A 17,782-nucleotide genomic window follows, 5' to 3' on the forward strand; every position below is an offset into this window, starting at 1 on the left:
CCGCTATCGCGCGCAGGCTCGTTTCTTTATGGATTCAGCTCATCTCAAGGCCCAGTTCCTCGGGCTTACATCGGCTCCGGTGGCCCGATCAATCGTCCCATGGCACCGAACACGCCCAACTCCTTGATCACCGCCAACTCCCCACGCGTCTCGACCATTTCCGCAATCAGCGGCAAATCAATGCTGTTGGTCGCGCGAAAAATGGCGTCGATGAACAGGCGTTTATCCGGTTGCTCATCGATGCTGCGGATATAGGCGCCGTCGATTTTCAGATAGGCCAACCCCAACTGGGTGAGGTTGCCGATCTGGCTGAAGCGCCCACCAAAGTGCTGTAGGCCGATGCGATAACCGGTGTTGAGCAGGCTGATGTTCAAACGATGCAGCTCCTCGGGAGACGGTAGCTGGCGCTCGTCGATTTCCAGGGTCAGCAGCGGTGCGAGTTCGGGAAGGGAGTCGAGCAGATCGAGGATTTCCCTCAACTGTGTCTGATCACTCAAGGTGCTCCCGGACAGGCTCAATGCCAAAGGCCAGCGATTAACCACCAGGTAATCCAGCGTGGCTTCCAGCATCGCCATGTCGAACCTTGCCGACCATCCGAACCGTTCGATCCACGGCAAAAAATGCCCGGCGGCAATCGCCTCGCCTTGTGGATCGAGCAACCGTGCCAGCACTTTGTGATGCAGTACCAGGCTGGTGTCAGCGCATTGCACGACCGGCTGGAAATACAACTTCAATTTGCCCTCGTTCAGCGCCTCGTCGATCCAGGTCCGCCAGTCGTGTTGAGTGTGATTGACGGTCGTGTCGTGGTGACTCAGATGTATCCATGGGCGTTCGGGGTGCTGCCGTGCTTCGGTCAATGCCTGATCAAGCCGCAGCCATACATCACTCGCCGGCTCGCCGGGTCGGTAGGTGACGATGCCCAAATGAGCAACAGGCGTGCAGTCGCTGGAACCGGTCAAGCGCAGGTTTTCCAGGGTCGCGCTGACTTCCGTGGCCAGGCGTGCAGCCTCTTCGTTGTTCAGGCCGGGAGTCAGCAGGCTGAATTCACCGCCGCGATTGCGTGCTGCCAGCCAGGTCCGTCGTTCCGGTAACTGGGTCAGGCGAGTGAGCAACTCAGCGACGGTGCCGATCAATGCATCGGTACGCTGACCGCCCAGGCGTTGATTGAGGCCGGCCAGGTTGTTGATCTGCAACATCAACAAGTGTCCGTCGCGGCTTTGTTCGCCGACCCGCAGATGATCGGCCAGTTGTTCGTCCAGCAAGCGGCGGTTGGCCAGCCCGGTCAGGTTATCCAGATACGCTTCAGCCTGAAGTTTTTCACTGCGCGCCGCCTCTTCGGCGAACAGGGCCTTGAGCTTTTCGACCATCTGGTTCATGGCCAGCACGACCCGTTTCAGTTCCGGTGTGCGCGGCAGTTTCGGCAGGCTGAGGAATTCGCGTTTGCTGATGGCTTCGGCCTGCCGGACCATATTGTCGAGTGGCCGAAGCTGTCGCCGCAGCAACCATGCGCCAAACACGGCGCTGAGCAGGCCGCACAGCAGCAACCAAATCAGGCTGCCAAGGGTGCTGTCCCAGAGCTTGGCCAGGGCAAACTGCGGATTACTCAGCACTTCGACCCGCGCCACTTGCTCCCAGCCGCGCATGATCAGCGCATCGCCACCTTCGGGGCGCAGATGGACCAAGCGGACGAACCAGCGCGGCACACCGTCGATTTTCGTGGAGGTGCTGCGTTCCAGCATCGTCTGGTCATCCTTGATGTCAACGATGCGGATGGTACTGAAGTAACCGCTGTCAAAAATGGAACTGACCATCAGCTCCACCATCGCCGGGTCATCGATTTGCGTCGTCAGGGACAATCCCAGGGCAGTGGCTGCATCCTGGGCATGGGCGCGCAATTGGCTGAGCGTCTGCTCGCGCGAGCTTTCCAGGCTAACGAAAAAACTGCCGCTGAACGCCACCAGCAAGAACAGGCAGATGGCCAGAAACAACTGTTTGCGCAATGTCATGAAATGGCTCCTTGCTGTCGCGCCTAACCGTCGCCGACATCGAACCCTTCGGCCTGCATCTTTTTCAGCACATCCTGCCAGCGCGACAGCTTTTTCGAATCGCTGCTGCGCTGGCCGCCGTTCTTGCCAGGCAGGTACAAGCCTTCAGCATTGAAGGCGTACACCGGCAACAGGTCTTTACGTTGGGAGGCAGGGCGGATGTCGCCGATCAGGTTGTCCAGCACCAGCGGTTCGGCCGTGGGGCTGCTGTAATAGGTCAGCACCATGTGTGCCTGGTTCTGGTTCAAAGCCTTGACGTAGGTGATGCGCAGTTTTTCGCTGGGCACGCCGAGTTGGCGCAGGCTGAAATACTTGGCCAGGGCATAGTCTTCGCAGTCGGCGGCGCCCTTGTTCAAGGCTTCGACCGGCGTGGCCCAGTAGTCGGTCTGTTTCCAGATGCGTGTGTCGTCCTGAAAATTCAGTTGCCCGTTGAAGAACCGATTGACCGCCGTGAGTTGCTCGCGCTCAGGTGCGCCACGTTCGCCTTGCAGCATTTGGCTCCAGGCTTCGATCCGCCCTCGCGCCGGGCCAAGGGGGCCGTAGCGTTTTTCGGCTGATTGCAGGATTTGGGTGAAGTTCCAGTCGGCCTGGACGGCGTTGAGGGCGGCCAGTAGTAATAAACTGGCCAGCAGCCATCCACCGAACCGGAGTCGGAGCGCTGGCCATCCTGGACTACGCGGACCGCGGGGCATGTCGGGCTGCTCGAATGCAGATTGGTGAAGTCTAGGTGGTGTTTGTTACTAGTGCTCGGTTGAGTGATGGCGGCCTGACAGTCAACATCGATGTTGGATGTACTGGCCTCATCGCGAGCAAGCTTGCTCCTACAGGTTTTGTGTCGTTCGAATAGTTTGCGGTCGACGCAAAAACTGTAGGAGCTGGCTTGCCAGCGATGGCGGCCTGTCGGTCAGCATCGATGTTGGATGTACTGGCCTCATCGCGAGCAAGCTTGCTCCTACAGGTTGGGTGCCAGTCGAGTAATTTGTGTGCCACGCCAAAAACTGTAGGAGCTGGCTTGCCAGCGATGGCGGCCTGTCGGTCGGCATCGATGTTGGATGCACTGGCCTCATCGCGAGCAAGCTTGCTCCTACAGGTTTGGTGCCAGTCGAGTAATTTGTGTGCCACGCAAAAAACTGTAGGAGCTGGCTTGCCAGCGATGGCGGCCTGACAGTCAACATCGATGTTGGATGCACTGGCCTCATCGCGAGCAAGCTTGCTCCTACAGGTTTGGTGCCAGTCGAGTAATTTGTGTGCCACGCAAAAAACTGTAGGAGCTGGCTTGCCAGCGATGGCGGCCTGCCAGTCGACCTGATTTCGCGGATGTATCACTCCGTAGGAACTGCCGAAGGCTGCGATCTTTTGATCTTGCCTGTAAAAAACAGAGTCAAAAGATCGCAGCCTCGTTGCACTCGACAGCTCCTACAGGGGAACACAGACGCATCAGAACCAGGCCGGTAGGCCGCCGCGGGCACGGAACGTCAACGCGCTTTGGTTGCTCCGGCTTTTCGAAAGTGACCCGCCGTAAGGGCGGAGCCAATAGCGGCCGTGACCGCAGCAACGGATATGTACTCCGACTCAGAATCTCAAGACTTGCGCAGAGTTTTCTGCCGCAGAATATAAATCGTCACCAACACCGCACTGGTCAGCATGAACCCCCGCGCCCAAGGCAACGGCACCAGATAGCAGGAAAACAGAATGCTGGCCCACATCAGGCCGATGGCATACACCTTGCCCTTGAGCGGTATGCCATTGCCATCGAGGTAGTCGCGAATCCACGGCCCAAGCCGCGGATGTTCCACCAGCCATTGATAGAAACGCGGCGAGCTGCGGGCGAAACAGGCGGCCGCCAGCAAGAGGAAAGGTGTGGTGGGCAGTACCGGCAGGAAAATTCCGATGACCCCCAACGCTACGCTCAACCAGCCGATGGCCAGCAGCACGTAGCGCAACATCAGGGGGCGGTTGCCTATGGGGTTGTCCATAGGCAGGACCTTAGTGGTGACGTGGTTTCAGAATTGCCGGTTTTTCGTCGGGTGCGTTGCACAGCAGGTACAGCGCAGTCAGGGCTTCCGGGATCTGCACGATCATGTCGTCCATCAGGTTGGCATCCTTGGCGATGTCTTCGAATTCTGGCTGTTCGTCGAACAGGCCCGAACCGACCATGATCGGCAGCAGCATTTCGCTGACTTCCTCTTCAGCGCTTTCGAACCAGGCCGCTTCGCGCAGGAACACACCTTCCATGAAGCCGATGCACCAGCCGCGCAGGTCGGAATCATCCGGGTCGTCGCCCAGGTCCAGATCGCATGGCAACTCGAACTCTTCATCGGAGGCCAGTTGACGAGCGATGTGCGCTTTGAGACCGATCAGGGTGGCTTCGATTTCTTCGCGCTGGGCTTCGCTGCTGTAATGCGGCTCTTCGGCGAAGAGGGCATCGATCCATTCGCGATCGGGAACGACCTCGGAACAGATCGACAGCGCGGTGAGGTAGCCGTGGGCGGCCACGTAGTCCAGCGCCTCGTCATGCAGTTCGTCGGCGTCGAGGAAGACTTGCAGGCGGGTTAGTTGCTCAGCGAAGGACATTAAAGGACTACCTTGGGGAATGTTCGATGCGGGAATTCTAGGCCTTCTTGAGCGCTTGGGCCAGCCGCACGGCATATTTGCCTCCCTATTAATGTAGGAGCTACCGAAGGCTGCGATCGTTTGATCTTGAAAAACAAAATCAAAAGATCGCAGCCTTCGGCAGCGCCTACCGGATCAGATTTGACTTATCAGCGGTGCCCTTCGCCGGACAGCGCTCGGGTATACTCGCGCGTTTTGTGATGCCCTGCGGGTCTCACGGCTGAAATGTGAAGCGTCATGCAATGCACCCTTACGATTTGTCGGTGCAGCATCGCGTGTTCTGAACCAGCCTTGCAGGGATGTTTCGGTGATTTTTGGAGTTTTTATGCTCGAACAGGCTCAACGCGTCCTCAAGGACATCTTCGGCTACGACAGTTTCCGTGGTCGCCAGGGTGCAATCATTGAGCGCGTGGCCAACGGCGGCGATGCCCTGGTCCTGATGCCTACCGGCGGCGGCAAATCCCTGTGCTTCCAGGTTCCGGCGCTGCTGCGCGACGGCCTGGCGGTGGTGGTGTCGCCACTGATCGCGTTGATGGACGACCAGGTTGCCACCCTCGAAGAACTGGGTGTGGCCGCCGCAGCGTTGAACTCCACGCTGAGTGCCGAGCAGCAGCGCGATCTCGCGGCCCGCATCAAGCGCGGAGAGGTGAAAATGCTCTACCTCGCCCCCGAACGCCTGGTCCAGCCGCGCATGTTGTCGTTCCTGCAAGGGCTGAACATTGCCTTGTTCGCCATCGACGAAGCCCACTGCGTATCGCAATGGGGCCACGACTTCCGCCCGGAATACCTGCAATTGGGCCAGTTGGCGGAAATTTTCCCCGATGTGCCGCGCATCGCCCTGACCGCCACTGCCGACAAGCGCACCCGCGAAGAAATCGTCACTCGCCTGCATTTGCAGAATGCCGAGCGCTTTCTGTCGAGCTTCGACCGACCTAACATCTTCTATCGCATCGTGCCCAAGGAACAGCCGCGCAAGCAGTTGCTGGCGTTCCTCGCCGAGCGGCGCAGCGATGCGGGCATCGTCTACTGCCTGTCGCGCAAGAAAGTCGAGGAAGTCGCGGCGTTTCTCAGCGAGCAAGGCTTTCCCGCATTGCCGTATCACGCCGGTCTGCCGAACGATCTGCGCGCCTTTAACCAGAAGCGCTTCCTCAACGAGGAAGGCCTGATCATGGTCGCCACCGTCGCATTCGGCATGGGCATCGATAAACCGAACGTGCGGTTTGTCGCTCACCTTGATTTGCCGAAATCCCTTGAAGCCTATTACCAGGAAACCGGTCGCGGCGGTCGTGATGGCCTGCCGGCGGATGCGTGGATGGCCTACGGCCTGCAAGACGTGGTGATGCTCAAACAGATGTTGCAGAACTCCGAAGGTGACGAGCGTCACAAGCGCCTGGAGCAACACAAGCTCGATGCGATGCTGTCGCTATGCGAGGAAACCCGTTGCCGTCGCCAGACCCTGTTGGCCTACTTCGACGAAGACATGCCCGAGCCGTGCGGCCATTGCGACAACTGTGTCGACGGCGTGCAGACCTGGGACGCCACCGAACCGGCGCGTCAGGCGCTCTCGGCGATTTACCGCACCGGCCAGCGCTATGGCGTCGGGCATCTGGTGGATGTGTTGTTGGGCAAGGACAACGAAAAGGTCCGCAGTTTCGGCCATCAGCACCTGTCGGTGTTCGGGGTCGGCAAGGCGCGGGCCGAGGGCGAATGGCGCTCGCTGTTCCGGCAGTTGGTGGCTCGCGGGCTGGCCGATGTCGACCATGAAGGGTATGGCGGTCTGCGCTTGAGCGATTCGTGCCGGCCGCTGCTCAAGGGGGAAGTGACCCTGGAGCTGCGCCGCGACCTCAAGGCACAAACCACAGCCAAGAGCAGCAAGAGCCAGGCGAGTCAGCTGGTCCGTGGTGAAGAGCGCGAACAATGGGAAGCCTTGCGCGCCTTGCGTCGCAAACTCGCCGAAGAACATGGCGTGCCACCGTACGTCATCTTCCCCGACTCGACCCTGCTGGAAATGCTGCGCAGCCAACCGACTTCGCTGGCACAAATGGCCACGGTCAGCGGCGTCGGTGCACGCAAGCTGGAACGCTATGGCGAGGCCTTCCTCGAAGTGCTCGGCGGTCAGGTCGAGGCACCGAAGGTGGTGGCCGATGTGCGTCACGAGCTGATCACACTGGCTCGCGCCGGCATGACGCCGGTGCAGATCGCCGGTCAGTTGCAGTGCTCGGAAAAGAACGTCTACACCATGCTGGCCGAAGCGATCGGCAAGCAGCAGCTGTCGCTCGAACAGGCGCTGGATCTGCCTGAGGATCTGATGGGCGAAGTCCAGGACGCGTTCCTCGACGGCGAAGGCGAGTTGCCGCCGGTTTCCGAGATCTCCGCGCTGTTTGCCGGCAGGGTGCCGGAAGGGGTGTTGTACTGCGTCCGGGCAGCGTTGCAGTCTGAATTCGAGATTTGATTGATCCATGCAGGTGATGTAACGATTCACCAAGGAACAAGCCTTGCTTCATTCCAAGGCTCATGATTAGCTGGCTAATAATTAGTTTTCCTCTATTTCAGTCTAATCATGAGTGTTTTATGCCGTTAACCGAACCGCACCGATTTGGCATGCAACTGGCGCAGATGTCTCGCGGCTGGCGTGCCGAACTGGATCGTCGCCTGGCTGGCCTGGGGTTGTCCCAGGCGCGTTGGCTGGTGTTGCTGCATCTGGCCCGTTTTGAAGACGCGCCGACCCAACGTGAGCTGGCGCAAAGTGTTGGTGTCGAAGGGCCGACCCTGGCCCGGTTGCTTGACAGCCTCGAAGGGCAGGGCTTGGTGCAACGCCAGGCAGTGTTGGAAGACCGTCGGGCGAAAAAAATTGTCCTCTGCGCTCCGGCGCTTCCCCTGATTGAACAAATTGAAACCATTGCCAATCAGCTTCGTCTCGAATTGTTCGAAGGCGTGGACGAGGCGGAACTCAAGGTCTGCATGCGGGTTCACGGGCACATTCTGGCCAACCTTGAAAAATCTTGAGGCATAACAAACCGTCAGGCTTTTGAGCGACAGCGTTGCGCGGACTATAAGAACTACTTGGCAATATCGTGTTCGTACCGGATGTGCGAATACGTGCGGGTCGGTTCTCGTAATCTAAAGGATGCTCATGTTCAAGCGTTGGCGGTTGGTTTTGCGCGGTGGTGGTCGCCTGTTTCTGGTCGGGGCCGCCGTCACTTACTCGGCATTGGCACCTGCGTTGGGCCTGGGTGAAATCACCCTGCATTCGGCGCTGAATCAGCCGTTGCGTGCCGAGATTGCGCTGGTGGATGCCTCAGGGCTTGAAGAGGGCGATTTGTCGGTCAGGCTCGCGACGGAAGATGAGTTCAGCCGCGCCGGGGTTGATCGCGCACCGTTCCTCCATCATCTGACGTTCACCCCGGTCCTGCGCGGCAATCGCAGCCTGATCCAGGTGACCTCCAGCAAACCGGTCAACGAGCCCTTCCTGGACTTCCTCGTGCAACTCGATCAGCCCAATGGTCGATTGGTGCGTGAATACACCGTGCTGATCGATCCGCCAGGCTCACCGGAGATTGTTCCCGCCACGGATGAGCCGGTTTTCAGCCCTTCGTCTTCTGCCTTCCCCCGCGTGGAACCGTCCGTCGTGGCGCCACTGGCGACGAAAAGTCCATCGCTGAAAACCGAGCCTGCATCATTCGTGTCAGAGCCGGAAACGGGCCCCGCTGCCGAGCAACTGGCGGCCAGTGTCCTGCAAAACCGACAGCTGCAAACCACTGTCGATGAACTCACAGCAAAGCTTCAAAGGCAGGACAAGGAGATTGCTGTCCAGCAAAAGCAGTTGGCCGAGCAACAATCGCAATTGTTGGCGCTCAAGAGTCTGCAAGCCGAGCCGGTTCCACTCAACCCCGACGCGCTTGAAGAACCCGGCACGGACTGGCTGCAGGCCGCCCGGTATCCAATGATGGCGGCGTTGCTGGTGTTGGGCTGGTTGATGCTTCGCCAGCGTCGCCGCGCTCAATCCGAGCCCGAGGGGGCGATGGATGAACTTCGGGGGCAGGAGCCTGTGATGCAATCGACTCCCGTGCATTACGAATCTCCTGCGGATCAGGAGCATCAGCAGCTTACGTATTTCTCCCCGGCCACTGAGACAACGATGGCCGCTGCGGCCCCACCCGAAGATGTGCCCGACGACACCTCTCGGCTAAACCTTGATCAGCTGACCATGGACTCAAGTTGGGAGCTGATCAATCCGTACGAAAATGCCAAACCCGTCACCTTGAGCGAGCACGAAGCAACAATGGAGTGGGTATTGGAGGCCGATCCGCAGCCACGGGATGACCTCAAGCGTTCAGCTCCGGAGCTGCAAGCCGGGCTATCATAGCGGCGTCCTCAGACTTGGAGTTTCGCCCGCCATGACCGCCAGCAAACCGGAAATCATCATCACCTATTGCACCCAATGCCAGTGGCTGTTGCGTGCAGCGTGGCTGGCGCAGGAACTGCTCAGCACGTTCGGTGATGACCTGGGCAAAGTGTCCCTGGTGCCCGGCACGGGCGGGGTCTTTCATGTTTTTTGTAACGATGTACAGATCTGGGAACGCAAGGCGGACGGTGGTTTTCCTGAAGCCAAGGTCCTCAAGCAGCGGGTGCGTGATCAGATCGATCCGGACCGCGACCTCGGGCACAACGACCGTACTCAGTGAGACGAGGCCTGTGCCACAGGTGCTTTCTTGGGAGAACCGCCTGAGAGTCTGCTGGACACCACGATCGCCACGATGATCAAGGCGCCGCCGAGCAGCATGCGCAGGGTCGGATTTTCATCGAACAACAGCCATGCCATGGTGATGCCGTATACCGGCTCCAGTGCAAACACCACGGCGGCGGTGCGCGCCTTGATCACCGCGAGGCTGGCGACAAACAGGCTATGGGCGACACCGGTGCAGAACACGCCGAGCAGACCGATCCACAGCCAGTCGAGGGCTCGCACTTCACTCAACTGCGGTGCGGCGACCGGCAGCAGGCACACGGCGACTACCACGTTCTGACACAGGGCTGCCTGCACGGCCGGGATTCGTCCGGAGCTGGCGCGGTTAGTCAGTGACAGCAGGGCGAACAACAAACCGGAAGCCACCGCCCACAGCAGGCCGGTGGTGGCGCCGCTGGCCAGGTCAAAATCAGGCGTCACCAGCACCAGGCCGACGCTGACCAGCACCACCAGCAAAATCTCGTTGGCACGGATGCGCTCGCGGAAGATCAGCCCTTCGAGGATCACGGTAAACGCCGGAAAACTGGCAAAACCCAGCGTCGCAATCGCCACGCCCGCGACTTTTACCGCAATGAAGAAACTCACCCAGTGCCCGGCCAGCAACAAACCACTGAGCAACAGGCGTCGCCAATCCACGGCTTCGAGCCTTTGCCAGCGCGTCTGGCTGGCGAACCGGGCAAAAAACGCCAGGGCCAACACGGCGAAGGCGGCACGACCAAAAACGATGACTGCCGGAGAGGCGGCAGCAAGTTTGCCAAACACGCCGGTCAGGCCAAACATCAGTGCGCCGATATGCAGGGCGCCAAGGGCAGTACGGGGAGTCATTGCGATCCTTAACAGTAAAATCATGTAGGCGCTGACGGAGGCTGCGATCTTTTGATCTTGATCTTGAAAAAAACAACGTCAAAAGATCGCCCGAGCGCGGACCGAGCCTTTGGCAGCGCCTACATTGAACCGTGCGGCCCCGTGGTGTCTGTCGGCAAACTAGCGTTTTTTGTCGCCAGCCTCGCGCCGCAGTTTGCCGGGCGATGCGCCGAACTCCCGGAGCACCGCCGCCGCAAACGCACTCTGCGAGCTGTAACCGACCCGACAGGCAATCTCGCCAATGGGCAGCGCTGAGGTGCGCAGTAGATCCACGGCGATGTGCAGGCGCCGGCTGCGGATGTAATCCATCGGCGTCTGCCCGCATTCGGTCACGAATCGTGCGTGCAAACGAGCGCTGGAGAGCCCGGCCACGCGGGCCAGGTCGGCCACTTGCAGCGGATAGGCTGCGTACTGATCGATGTGCGCATTCAGCGCGGCATAGGGCAGGCGCCGACCGCCGACGGTTTCGGCTCTGGCCTTGTTGAGACTGGCCAGCAGCAAGACCGCGCCCTGTTGCGCAATCAGCGGATCATCGACCGGACTGTTCGCGAGCCACTGGACCAGTTGGCTTTGCCCGGCATCCAGTGCCAATCGGCCGGCATTGTCGAGCAGGCGCCGACTGGAATCTGCGTGATCCCCCAGCGACTGGGCCACCCATTGTTCGCTGGGCACGTCCAGCACCAGGCAACGGCTGCCATTGGCGCTGCCGCACGCGTGATGCGCGCCGGACGGTATCACCACGAAGCTCTGCTGAACCACCTGACTGCCATGGCCGCCGACCTCGAAATCCAGGGCGCCCGACAGCCCGAACACCAGTTGCGCATGTTCGTGGCTGTGAACGATCAGGTCGTGGCTGTACTGGCGTAGCGTGAGGATCGGTCTCATCGCAGGTCTCCCGGATTAGGCGGCCAGTCTACACCGAGTCGGGTTGCAAACGCTGTCATGGGACTGACTTGGCGCTGTCATGGACCATTAACCGGTCCGGCGCAAACTTGCCAAAACTTGCCAGAGGGTTGCCCATGACCAGCGCCGAGCTCGCCAAACCTACCCGTAAGCAACGCGTGCGAACTTTGTGGATTTCCGACGTGCATTTGGGCACCCGCGATTGTCAGGCTGAACACCTGTCGCAGTTTCTCAAGGGCTGCCACGCGGACAAGGTTTACCTGGTCGGCGACATCATCGACGGCTGGAAACTGCGCGGTGGCATGTATTGGCCCCAGGCGCATACCAATGTGATCCGCCGCTTGTTGACCATGAGCAAGCGTGGCACCGAGGTGATTTATGTCACCGGCAACCACGACGAATTCCTGCGTCGTTATTCAAAGCTGATTCTGGGTAACATCCAGTTGGTGGATGAAGCCGTGCACGTCACCGCCGATGGCCGGCATCTGCTGGTGATCCATGGCGACCAGTTCGATGTGATCACCCGCTACCACCGCTGGCTGGCATTCCTCGGCGACTCGGCCTACGAATTCACCCTGACCCTCAATCGCTGGCTCAACCATTGGCGTGCGCGTTACGGCTACGGTTATTGGTCGCTGTCGGCGTATCTCAAGCACAAGGTCAAAACCGCGGTCAGCTTTATCAGCGACTTCGAAGAAGCCATCGCCCATGAGTGCGTCAAGCGCGAGCTGCACGGCGTGGTGTGCGGGCACATTCACCATGCCGAGATCCGCAAGGTGGGCGGGGTGGATTACCTCAATTGCGGGGATTGGGTGGAGTCGTGCACGGCGTTGATCGAGCACTGGGATGGCACGATCGAGTTGTATCGGTTGGCGGATGCCCAGGCGCGGGAGGCGCAGTTGAAAGCTTCGAAAGTCGCAGAACTGGCTTGAAAAGATCGCTGCCGCAGGCTGCGATCTTTTGACTTCAGGCTGGCGAATGTTCTTCCATCGCCGCCTTGTAGATCGAGTTCTTCGGCTGCGCAAACAACCGCTCCATCATCGGCTCGAAGAAGCTCAGCGGCAGCGTGTCATACGCCGGATCAAACGCCGCGGCATCGTATTTGGCGCAGAACTCGGCCGTCGCCTGAAACTGCGGATGGTCCTTGAATTGCTCGCGCAGGTGCCGGTCCATGCCCAGGTGATGGAAGAAATAGTAACCCTGGAAAATCCCGTGTTTCTCCACCATCCATAAACACTCGGCGCTGACGAATGGCTTGAGGATCGCCGCCGCAATGTCCGGGTGGTTAAAGGAACCCAGCGTGTCGCCGATATCGTGAAGAAGGGCGCAAACCACGTACTCTTCGTCGCGGCCATCGCGCCAGGCGCGGGTGGCGGTTTGCAGGGAGTGTGTGAGGCGATCCACCGGGAACCCGCCAAAGTCACCCTCCAGCAACTTCAGGTGCGCCACAATCCGGGTCGGCAATTGTCGGGCGTAGGCACTGAAATCTGCGGCGATGATCGCCCAGTCTTCTTCGGTACCATCCTTCATGTGGGTGAAGCGGGCATTGGCATTCATCGGCAGGTCTCTTTTGACGGCGTGTGACTAGAACGGAACGCGCCCCAGAATCATGTCCCGGTACATGACGAAGTCACCGAGCAGGCTATAAAAGGGATGTTGAAACGTCGCAGGACGATTCTTTTCGAAGAAGAAGTGCCCGACCCAGGCGAAGCTGTAACCCGCCAGGGGCAGGGCCCACAACAGCATCCAGGCACCACGACCGATGGTCAGCGCGAGAATGAAAATGACCAGGGTTGTGCCGATAAAATGCAATCGTCGGCAGGTACTGTCACTGTGTTCGCTGAGGTAGTACGGGTAGAACTCAGCGAAGCTGTTGAAGCGCTTGATGTTTTCCACGACTGCGATCTCTGTGGTTGTTGTTTCTGATGACAACTTGTTCTGTGGGTAGCTTATTTGAGTCTAGAGTGATCAGTGGCATCAGCCAGTGACAATAGGCGCCACTTTACTATCCTTCGACAATCAGCCGCCTCGAGACGGCTCACCAAGACAGAAAACGCCATGAGCGAACGAACGACCTCTGCAAGCTGGGCGATGGGGATTGTCAAAGCGCTGGAGATGGACGGCCTGGATTGCCGGGTGCTGTTCAAGCAGCTGGGGCTCGACTATGCGGCACTGGATGATCCGGATGCGCGCTTCCCGCAGGATTCCATGACACGGCTGTGGCAACGCGCGGTCGAGCTATCTGGCAACCCGGCCATTGGCCTGAACATGGGCAAAGTGGTGCGGCCTGCGCAGTTTCACGTGGCGGGCTACGCCTTGATGTCCAGCCAGACCCTGGCCGAAGGCTTCCAGCGCCTGGTGCGGTTTCAGCGCATCATCGCCGAAAGTGCCGACCTGAGTTTCAAGCTGCTGGACGAAGGTTACGCGCTGATTCTGACGGTGCACGGCGATCATCTTCCGCCGACCCGACAAAGCGCCGAAGCTTCGCTGGCCTGTGCGCTGGCCCTGTGCGGCTGGCTGACCGGGCGGACGTTGCAACCACGCAAAGTGCTGGTTCAGGGCGATCAGCCGGTCGACCTGGAACCGTACAAGCAAGCCTTCCATGCGCCGCTGGTGTTCAGTGCGCCTTACGATGCGCTGATCTTCGAACGCTCGGACATGGAAGCGCCGCTACCGACGGCCAACGAGGCCATGGCGTTGCTGCATGATCGTTTTGCCGGTGAATACCTGGCGCGCTTTTCGGAAAGCCGCGTGACCCACAAGGCGCGGCAGGTGTTGTGTCGTCTGTTGCCTCAAGGGGAACCCAAGCGCGACACTGTGGCGCAGACGCTGCATTTGTCCCAGCGAACCTTGCAGCGTCGCTTGCAGGAAGAGGGCACGAGTTTCCAGGTGTTGCTCGACGATACCCGACGCGAATTGGCCGAGCAGTATCTGGCGCAACCGAACATGACCTTGCTGGAAATTGCCTATCTGCTGGGGTTCGCCGATCCGAGCAACTTCTTCCGCGCCTTCCGCCGCTGGTTCGATGCCACACCCGGAGAGTACCGGATGCGGCTATTGCAAGCGCCTGCGGCGATCAATGACGCCAAAATGCCGGAATACACAGCACAAACACAGTAATGATTTCCAGTCGGCCCAGCAGCATGCCGGCCGACAGAATCCACTTGGCGGCGTCCGGCAGGGTGGCGAAATTGCCTGCCGGGCCGATGGTTTCGCCCAAGCCCGGGCCGACGCCGGACACGGTGCTGGCCGCGCCGGTCAACGCAGTCATCCAGTCCACGCCGAGCAGCGACAGCAGCAGTGCGATCACACAGATGGTGATGGCAAAGAAGAACGAAAACGTCAGGATCGAACGCACGATCTCTTCGTCCAGCCGGTGGCCGTTGTACTTCTGCTTGATCACCGCCCGGGGGTGAATCAGCTGGTTAAGGTTGGCCTTGAGCAGGATGTAGGCGACCTGGAAGCGGAAAATCTTGATCCCGCCAGCGGTCGAACCCGAGCAACCGCCGACAAAGCCCAGATAAAAGAACAGCATCAGCGAGAAATTGCCCCACAGGCTGTAGTCCCCCAGCGCAAAACCGGTCGTGGTCACGACCGACGTCACGTTCAGCGCCACGTGCCGCAGCGCGTCCAGCCAATGCATCTGGGTGGTCCACCAGTACCAGGTGCCGAGCACCAGCCAGGTCACCAGCAACATGCCGAGCAAGCCCTGCACTTGTTGATCCTTGATCAGCGCCTTACGGTTGCCACGCAACGTCGCGACATACAGGGTGAACGGCAGGGCGCCGAGAATCATGATGACGATCGCCACCCAATGCACCGCTGGCTGCGGCCACTTGGCCAAGGACTGGTCGGAGGTGGAGAAACCGCCGGTGGAAATCGCCGACATCGCGTGGTTGATCGCGTCGAACGGGCTCATCCCGGCCCACCAGAACGCCAGGCTGCCGAAAATGGTAATGCCGACATAGGCTGCCACGATCAGGCGCGCCACCATGTGCGAGCGGGGCATGACTTTTTCCGATCGGTCCGACGATTCGGTCTGGAACAGCCGCATGCCACCAATGCGCAAGAGCGGCAGAATCGCGACCGCCATGCCGATAAAGCCGATGCCGCCGATCCAGTGCAGCAACGAGCGCCACATCAGGATGCCGGGGGACATGGTGTCCAGGCCGTTGAGCACGGTCGCGCCGGTGGCGGTGATGCCGGACATGCTTTCAAAGAAGGAGTCGGTGTAGCTGATGTGCTGAGTCAGCAGGAATGGCAGCGCCGCGAAGATGCACACCACCAGCCAGCTGCTCACGGTCAGCAGGTACATGTCCCGCGGGCGCAGGTGAATGTGCTCGGGACGCCCCGGAATCACCAGCGCCAGACCGGCGACAAAGGTGATCATGCTGGCCCAGAGGAACGATGTCAGGTCGCTGGTGCGGTCAAAGATGACCAGCGTGGCCATGGGCACGACCATGGCAATCGCCAGCGTGATCAGGAAGATGCCGATGATGAAACCAATGATCCGTAAGGTCGGCAACGCCATGAGGTCCGCTCGGCTGAAGTAAGGAAGGGCGCCATTCTACCTGCGAGGCGGGGCATGTAAACCGCACTGCGGTGGTAGTTACAGCTAGAATAGCCGCACAAATTTTTCAGGAGGTGGCCGATGCAGGCTCTCGACGCTTTGCTCAACCGTGTTTCCGTCCCACGACTGCTTGATCCGGCACCAACCGCGGAGCAACGTGAAGTGCTGTTTGGCGCCGCCATGCGGGCACCGGACCACGGCCATTTGCAGCCTTGGCGCTTCCTGACGGTGGAAGGCGTGGCACGTGAGCAAATGGGCGAGTTGCTCGCCGAAGCGGCAAGACTGCAGGACAGCGAAGTCACCGAAGCGGCCATCGACAAGGCGCGCAACGGTCCGCTGCGGGCACCGTTGGTGGTCGTGGTGATTGCTCGCGTGCAGGATCACGTCAAATACCCTAAGTCCGAGCAACTGCTGGCGGCGGGTTGTGCAGCCCACGGGATTTTGCTGGCGGCGTATGCCCAAGGCATCGGCGCGGTATGGCGTACCGGTGACCTGGCGTATTCGTCGCATGTGGCCAAGGGTTTGGGATTGGCGGAAGGGGAGGAAGTGATTGCTTTCCTTTATCTGGGTACACCGCAGAAAGAACCGCGAGTGGCCGAGAAGGTCGACCTGGCCGAGTTCGTCAGCGCCTGGCGCGGTAAAGCCTAAAGATCAACAGATCGCAGCACCACAGCGCTTACAACGGCGCAACAGCCCCCGGAACCAACGGCAATTCCAGGCTGGCAATAAACCCGCCTTCAGGATGGTTGGCCAGCGCCAGGCTGCCGCCATGCCGTTCTGCCGCACGCCGTGCAATGGCCAGCCCCAGGCCATGTCCGGCGGCGGTTTGCCCGGGGGCGCGGTAGAACGGCTCGCCGAGCTGACTCAAGTGCTCGGCATCCACTCCAGGCCCATGATCGCGCACCGTCACCACAATGCGTTCGCCCTGACGCAAGGCCTGTATTTCGATGGGCATGCCACCTGCCGGGTTGAAACGCTGGGCATTTCGCAGCAGGTTGTCCACGGCCCGTTCGATCATGGTCGGCCAGCCTTTGAGGTTCAGTTGCGGCTCGGCTTCGAGATGGACAAGCTGATCCGGTGAGGCCAGTTGCGCATCCTTTTGCAGGGTGGTGAGCAACGCGTTGAGGTCCACCTCTTCCGCACTGGCGTTGTCGGAATCGACCCGCGCCAACACTAGGATTTCGCTGATCAGCGCTTCCAGGCGATCGCACTCGCGGGTCAGGCGCGGCCACAGCTGTTCGCGTTCTTGCGGAGTGGCCCGCTCGGCCAGTGCCAAGGCGATGCGCAAACGAGCGAGGGGAGAGCGCAGCTCGTGGGACACGTCGCGCAGCAATTGCCGCTGACTGCCGATCAGGCTTTGCAGGCGCGCGCCCATGCGGTTGAAATCGTTGGCCAGTACGCCGAACTCGTCGCGGCGGTTAGCCAGTTTCACCAGGCTGTTTTGTTGATAGGTGGTTTGGCCGAGGTCATGCACCGCGCCGCGCAGGCGACTGAGCGGGCGGGTGATGGAAAAGGTCACCAGCAGGCTGAATAAAGTCAGCACCACCAAGGCAATACCCAGCGCACTCAACGGCCATAACAGGCTTTCGCGGTGCCAGGCGTCCAGTTCCGGGTGGGGGATGCGGTAGATCAGCAGGTAGGTGTCGCCGGTTTTTTCGCTGGTGTATTCATCGGTCAGGCGTCGCCATGGCAGGCGTCGGTCTTCGTTATTCTGCCGCGCTTCGAACGCTGCGGCGCGACGAGGGAATGTGCCGCGCACCACCGGGTCGCCACTTTCGTTGAGCACCTGAACGTCAATGTGATACTGACGTTTGCGTTGCTGAAGAAGGTCCTGGGCGGCCTCTTCGCCTTCGGACTCGTAAGTCTGCGTCCACTGTTCGGGCAGCGTGTTGAGGCCCGGGTGACGGCTGAGAATCCATGCGTCCTGATTGAGCATGTGCCCGAGCAGAATGGACAACCCTGCAACCAGAGCGATGGCCAACCAGAAGCTGGCCAGAATACGCCAGAACAATGAACGCACAGAAAATCCTCGAAACGTGT

Annotated in this window: 17 protein-coding genes; 7 read left to right on the top strand and 10 right to left on the bottom strand. The window is 60.1% G+C overall.

Going from position 1 to position 17,782, the window contains the following annotated elements; translation table 11 throughout:
* Window positions 1–65 precede the first annotated feature (65 nt).
* The 4 genes from lapD to CKW19_RS17480 form a co-directional block, all read right to left on the bottom strand.
* Window positions 66–2,006 (bottom strand): cyclic di-GMP receptor LapD, encoded by a 1,941-nt coding sequence (gene lapD / locus CKW19_RS17465; protein ID WP_095058964.1) that lies wholly within the window; start codon window positions 2,004–2,006, stop codon window positions 66–68.
* 23 nt (window positions 2,007–2,029) lie between these two features.
* The gene (lapG, locus tag CKW19_RS17470; protein ID WP_095058965.1) at window positions 2,030–2,737 is read right to left on the bottom strand and encodes a cysteine protease LapG; all 708 of its coding nucleotides are present in this window, start codon (window positions 2,735–2,737) and stop codon (window positions 2,030–2,032) included.
* 888 nt (window positions 2,738–3,625) lie between these two features.
* Window positions 3,626–4,021, bottom strand: coding sequence for a YbaN family protein (locus CKW19_RS17475; RefSeq protein ID WP_007975274.1), 396 nt, complete (start codon window positions 4,019–4,021; stop codon window positions 3,626–3,628).
* A gap of 10 nt (window positions 4,022–4,031) precedes the next feature.
* The gene (locus tag CKW19_RS17480) at window positions 4,032–4,619 is read right to left on the bottom strand and encodes a YecA family protein (RefSeq protein WP_095058966.1); all 588 of its coding nucleotides are present in this window, start codon (window positions 4,617–4,619) and stop codon (window positions 4,032–4,034) included.
* A gap of 364 nt (window positions 4,620–4,983) precedes the next feature.
* Between CKW19_RS17480 and recQ the strand changes: the two genes are divergently transcribed.
* From recQ to CKW19_RS17500, 4 genes are all read left to right on the top strand, one after another.
* Window positions 4,984–7,110, top strand: coding sequence for a DNA helicase RecQ (gene recQ, locus CKW19_RS17485; protein ID WP_095058967.1), 2,127 nt, complete (start codon window positions 4,984–4,986; stop codon window positions 7,108–7,110).
* Window positions 7,111–7,229: 119 nt separating this feature from the next.
* The gene (locus tag CKW19_RS17490; RefSeq protein WP_095058968.1) at window positions 7,230–7,664 is read left to right on the top strand and encodes a MarR family transcriptional regulator; all 435 of its coding nucleotides are present in this window, start codon (window positions 7,230–7,232) and stop codon (window positions 7,662–7,664) included.
* Between the two features lie 127 nt (window positions 7,665–7,791).
* Window positions 7,792–9,024: a FimV family protein gene (locus CKW19_RS17495; RefSeq protein WP_095058969.1), complete on the top strand. Its 1,233-nt coding sequence runs from the start codon at window positions 7,792–7,794 to the stop codon at window positions 9,022–9,024.
* A gap of 31 nt (window positions 9,025–9,055) precedes the next feature.
* Window positions 9,056–9,343, top strand: coding sequence for a SelT/SelW/SelH family protein (locus tag CKW19_RS17500; RefSeq protein WP_095058970.1), 288 nt, complete (start codon window positions 9,056–9,058; stop codon window positions 9,341–9,343).
* Here CKW19_RS17500 and CKW19_RS17505 read toward each other — a convergent pair.
* Both CKW19_RS17505 and CKW19_RS17510 read right to left on the bottom strand, forming a co-directional pair.
* Window positions 9,337–10,230 carry a DMT family transporter gene (locus CKW19_RS17505; protein WP_095058971.1) on the bottom strand — a complete coding sequence of 298 codons (894 nt, stop codon included), beginning with the start codon at window positions 10,228–10,230 and terminating at the stop codon, window positions 9,337–9,339. The two genes, CKW19_RS17500 and CKW19_RS17505, sit on opposite strands and share 7 nt — an antisense overlap.
* A gap of 159 nt (window positions 10,231–10,389) precedes the next feature.
* Entirely contained in the window at window positions 10,390–11,154 is a 765-nt protein-coding gene (locus CKW19_RS17510) for an AraC family transcriptional regulator (RefSeq protein ID WP_095058972.1), read from the bottom strand.
* Between the two features lie 134 nt (window positions 11,155–11,288).
* Between CKW19_RS17510 and CKW19_RS17515 the strand changes: the two genes are divergently transcribed.
* The gene (locus tag CKW19_RS17515; RefSeq protein ID WP_095058973.1) at window positions 11,289–12,104 is read left to right on the top strand and encodes a UDP-2,3-diacylglucosamine diphosphatase; all 816 of its coding nucleotides are present in this window, start codon (window positions 11,289–11,291) and stop codon (window positions 12,102–12,104) included.
* Window positions 12,105–12,138: 34 nt separating this feature from the next.
* Here the strand turns inward: CKW19_RS17515 and CKW19_RS17520 are convergent, their stop codons facing one another.
* Together CKW19_RS17520 and CKW19_RS17525 are read right to left on the bottom strand one after the other, a co-directional pair.
* Complete coding sequence (locus CKW19_RS17520; protein WP_095058974.1) at window positions 12,139–12,729, bottom strand: HD domain-containing protein; 591 nt, start codon at window positions 12,727–12,729, stop codon at window positions 12,139–12,141.
* Window positions 12,730–12,756: 27 nt separating this feature from the next.
* A complete protein-coding gene (locus CKW19_RS17525) occupies window positions 12,757–13,068 on the bottom strand; it encodes a DUF962 domain-containing protein (RefSeq protein ID WP_095058975.1) in 312 nt (103 codons plus the stop codon).
* 162 nt (window positions 13,069–13,230) lie between these two features.
* Between CKW19_RS17525 and CKW19_RS17530 the strand changes: the two genes are divergently transcribed.
* Window positions 13,231–14,292: an AraC family transcriptional regulator gene (locus CKW19_RS17530; RefSeq protein WP_095058976.1), complete on the top strand. Its 1,062-nt coding sequence runs from the start codon at window positions 13,231–13,233 to the stop codon at window positions 14,290–14,292.
* On the opposite strand, the gene CKW19_RS17535 is transcribed toward CKW19_RS17530, so the two are convergent.
* Complete coding sequence (locus tag CKW19_RS17535) at window positions 14,249–15,703, bottom strand: TrkH family potassium uptake protein (protein ID WP_095058977.1); 1,455 nt, start codon at window positions 15,701–15,703, stop codon at window positions 14,249–14,251. The genes CKW19_RS17530 and CKW19_RS17535 overlap by 44 nt on opposite strands.
* Before the next feature lie 120 nt (window positions 15,704–15,823).
* On the opposite strand from CKW19_RS17535, the gene CKW19_RS17540 reads away from it, so the two are divergent.
* Window positions 15,824–16,390 carry an NAD(P)H nitroreductase gene (locus CKW19_RS17540; protein ID WP_095058978.1) on the top strand — a complete coding sequence of 189 codons (567 nt, stop codon included), beginning with the start codon at window positions 15,824–15,826 and terminating at the stop codon, window positions 16,388–16,390.
* A gap of 28 nt (window positions 16,391–16,418) precedes the next feature.
* Here CKW19_RS17540 and CKW19_RS17545 read toward each other — a convergent pair whose 3' ends face one another.
* Window positions 16,419–17,762: a cell wall metabolism sensor histidine kinase WalK gene (locus CKW19_RS17545; protein WP_095058979.1), complete on the bottom strand. Its 1,344-nt coding sequence runs from the start codon at window positions 17,760–17,762 to the stop codon at window positions 16,419–16,421.
* Window positions 17,763–17,782: the final 20 nt, after the last annotated feature.

The sequence above is a fragment of the Pseudomonas sp. Irchel s3f7 genome (assembly GCF_900187615.1).
GTDB lineage: Bacteria > Pseudomonadota > Gammaproteobacteria > Pseudomonadales > Pseudomonadaceae > Aquipseudomonas.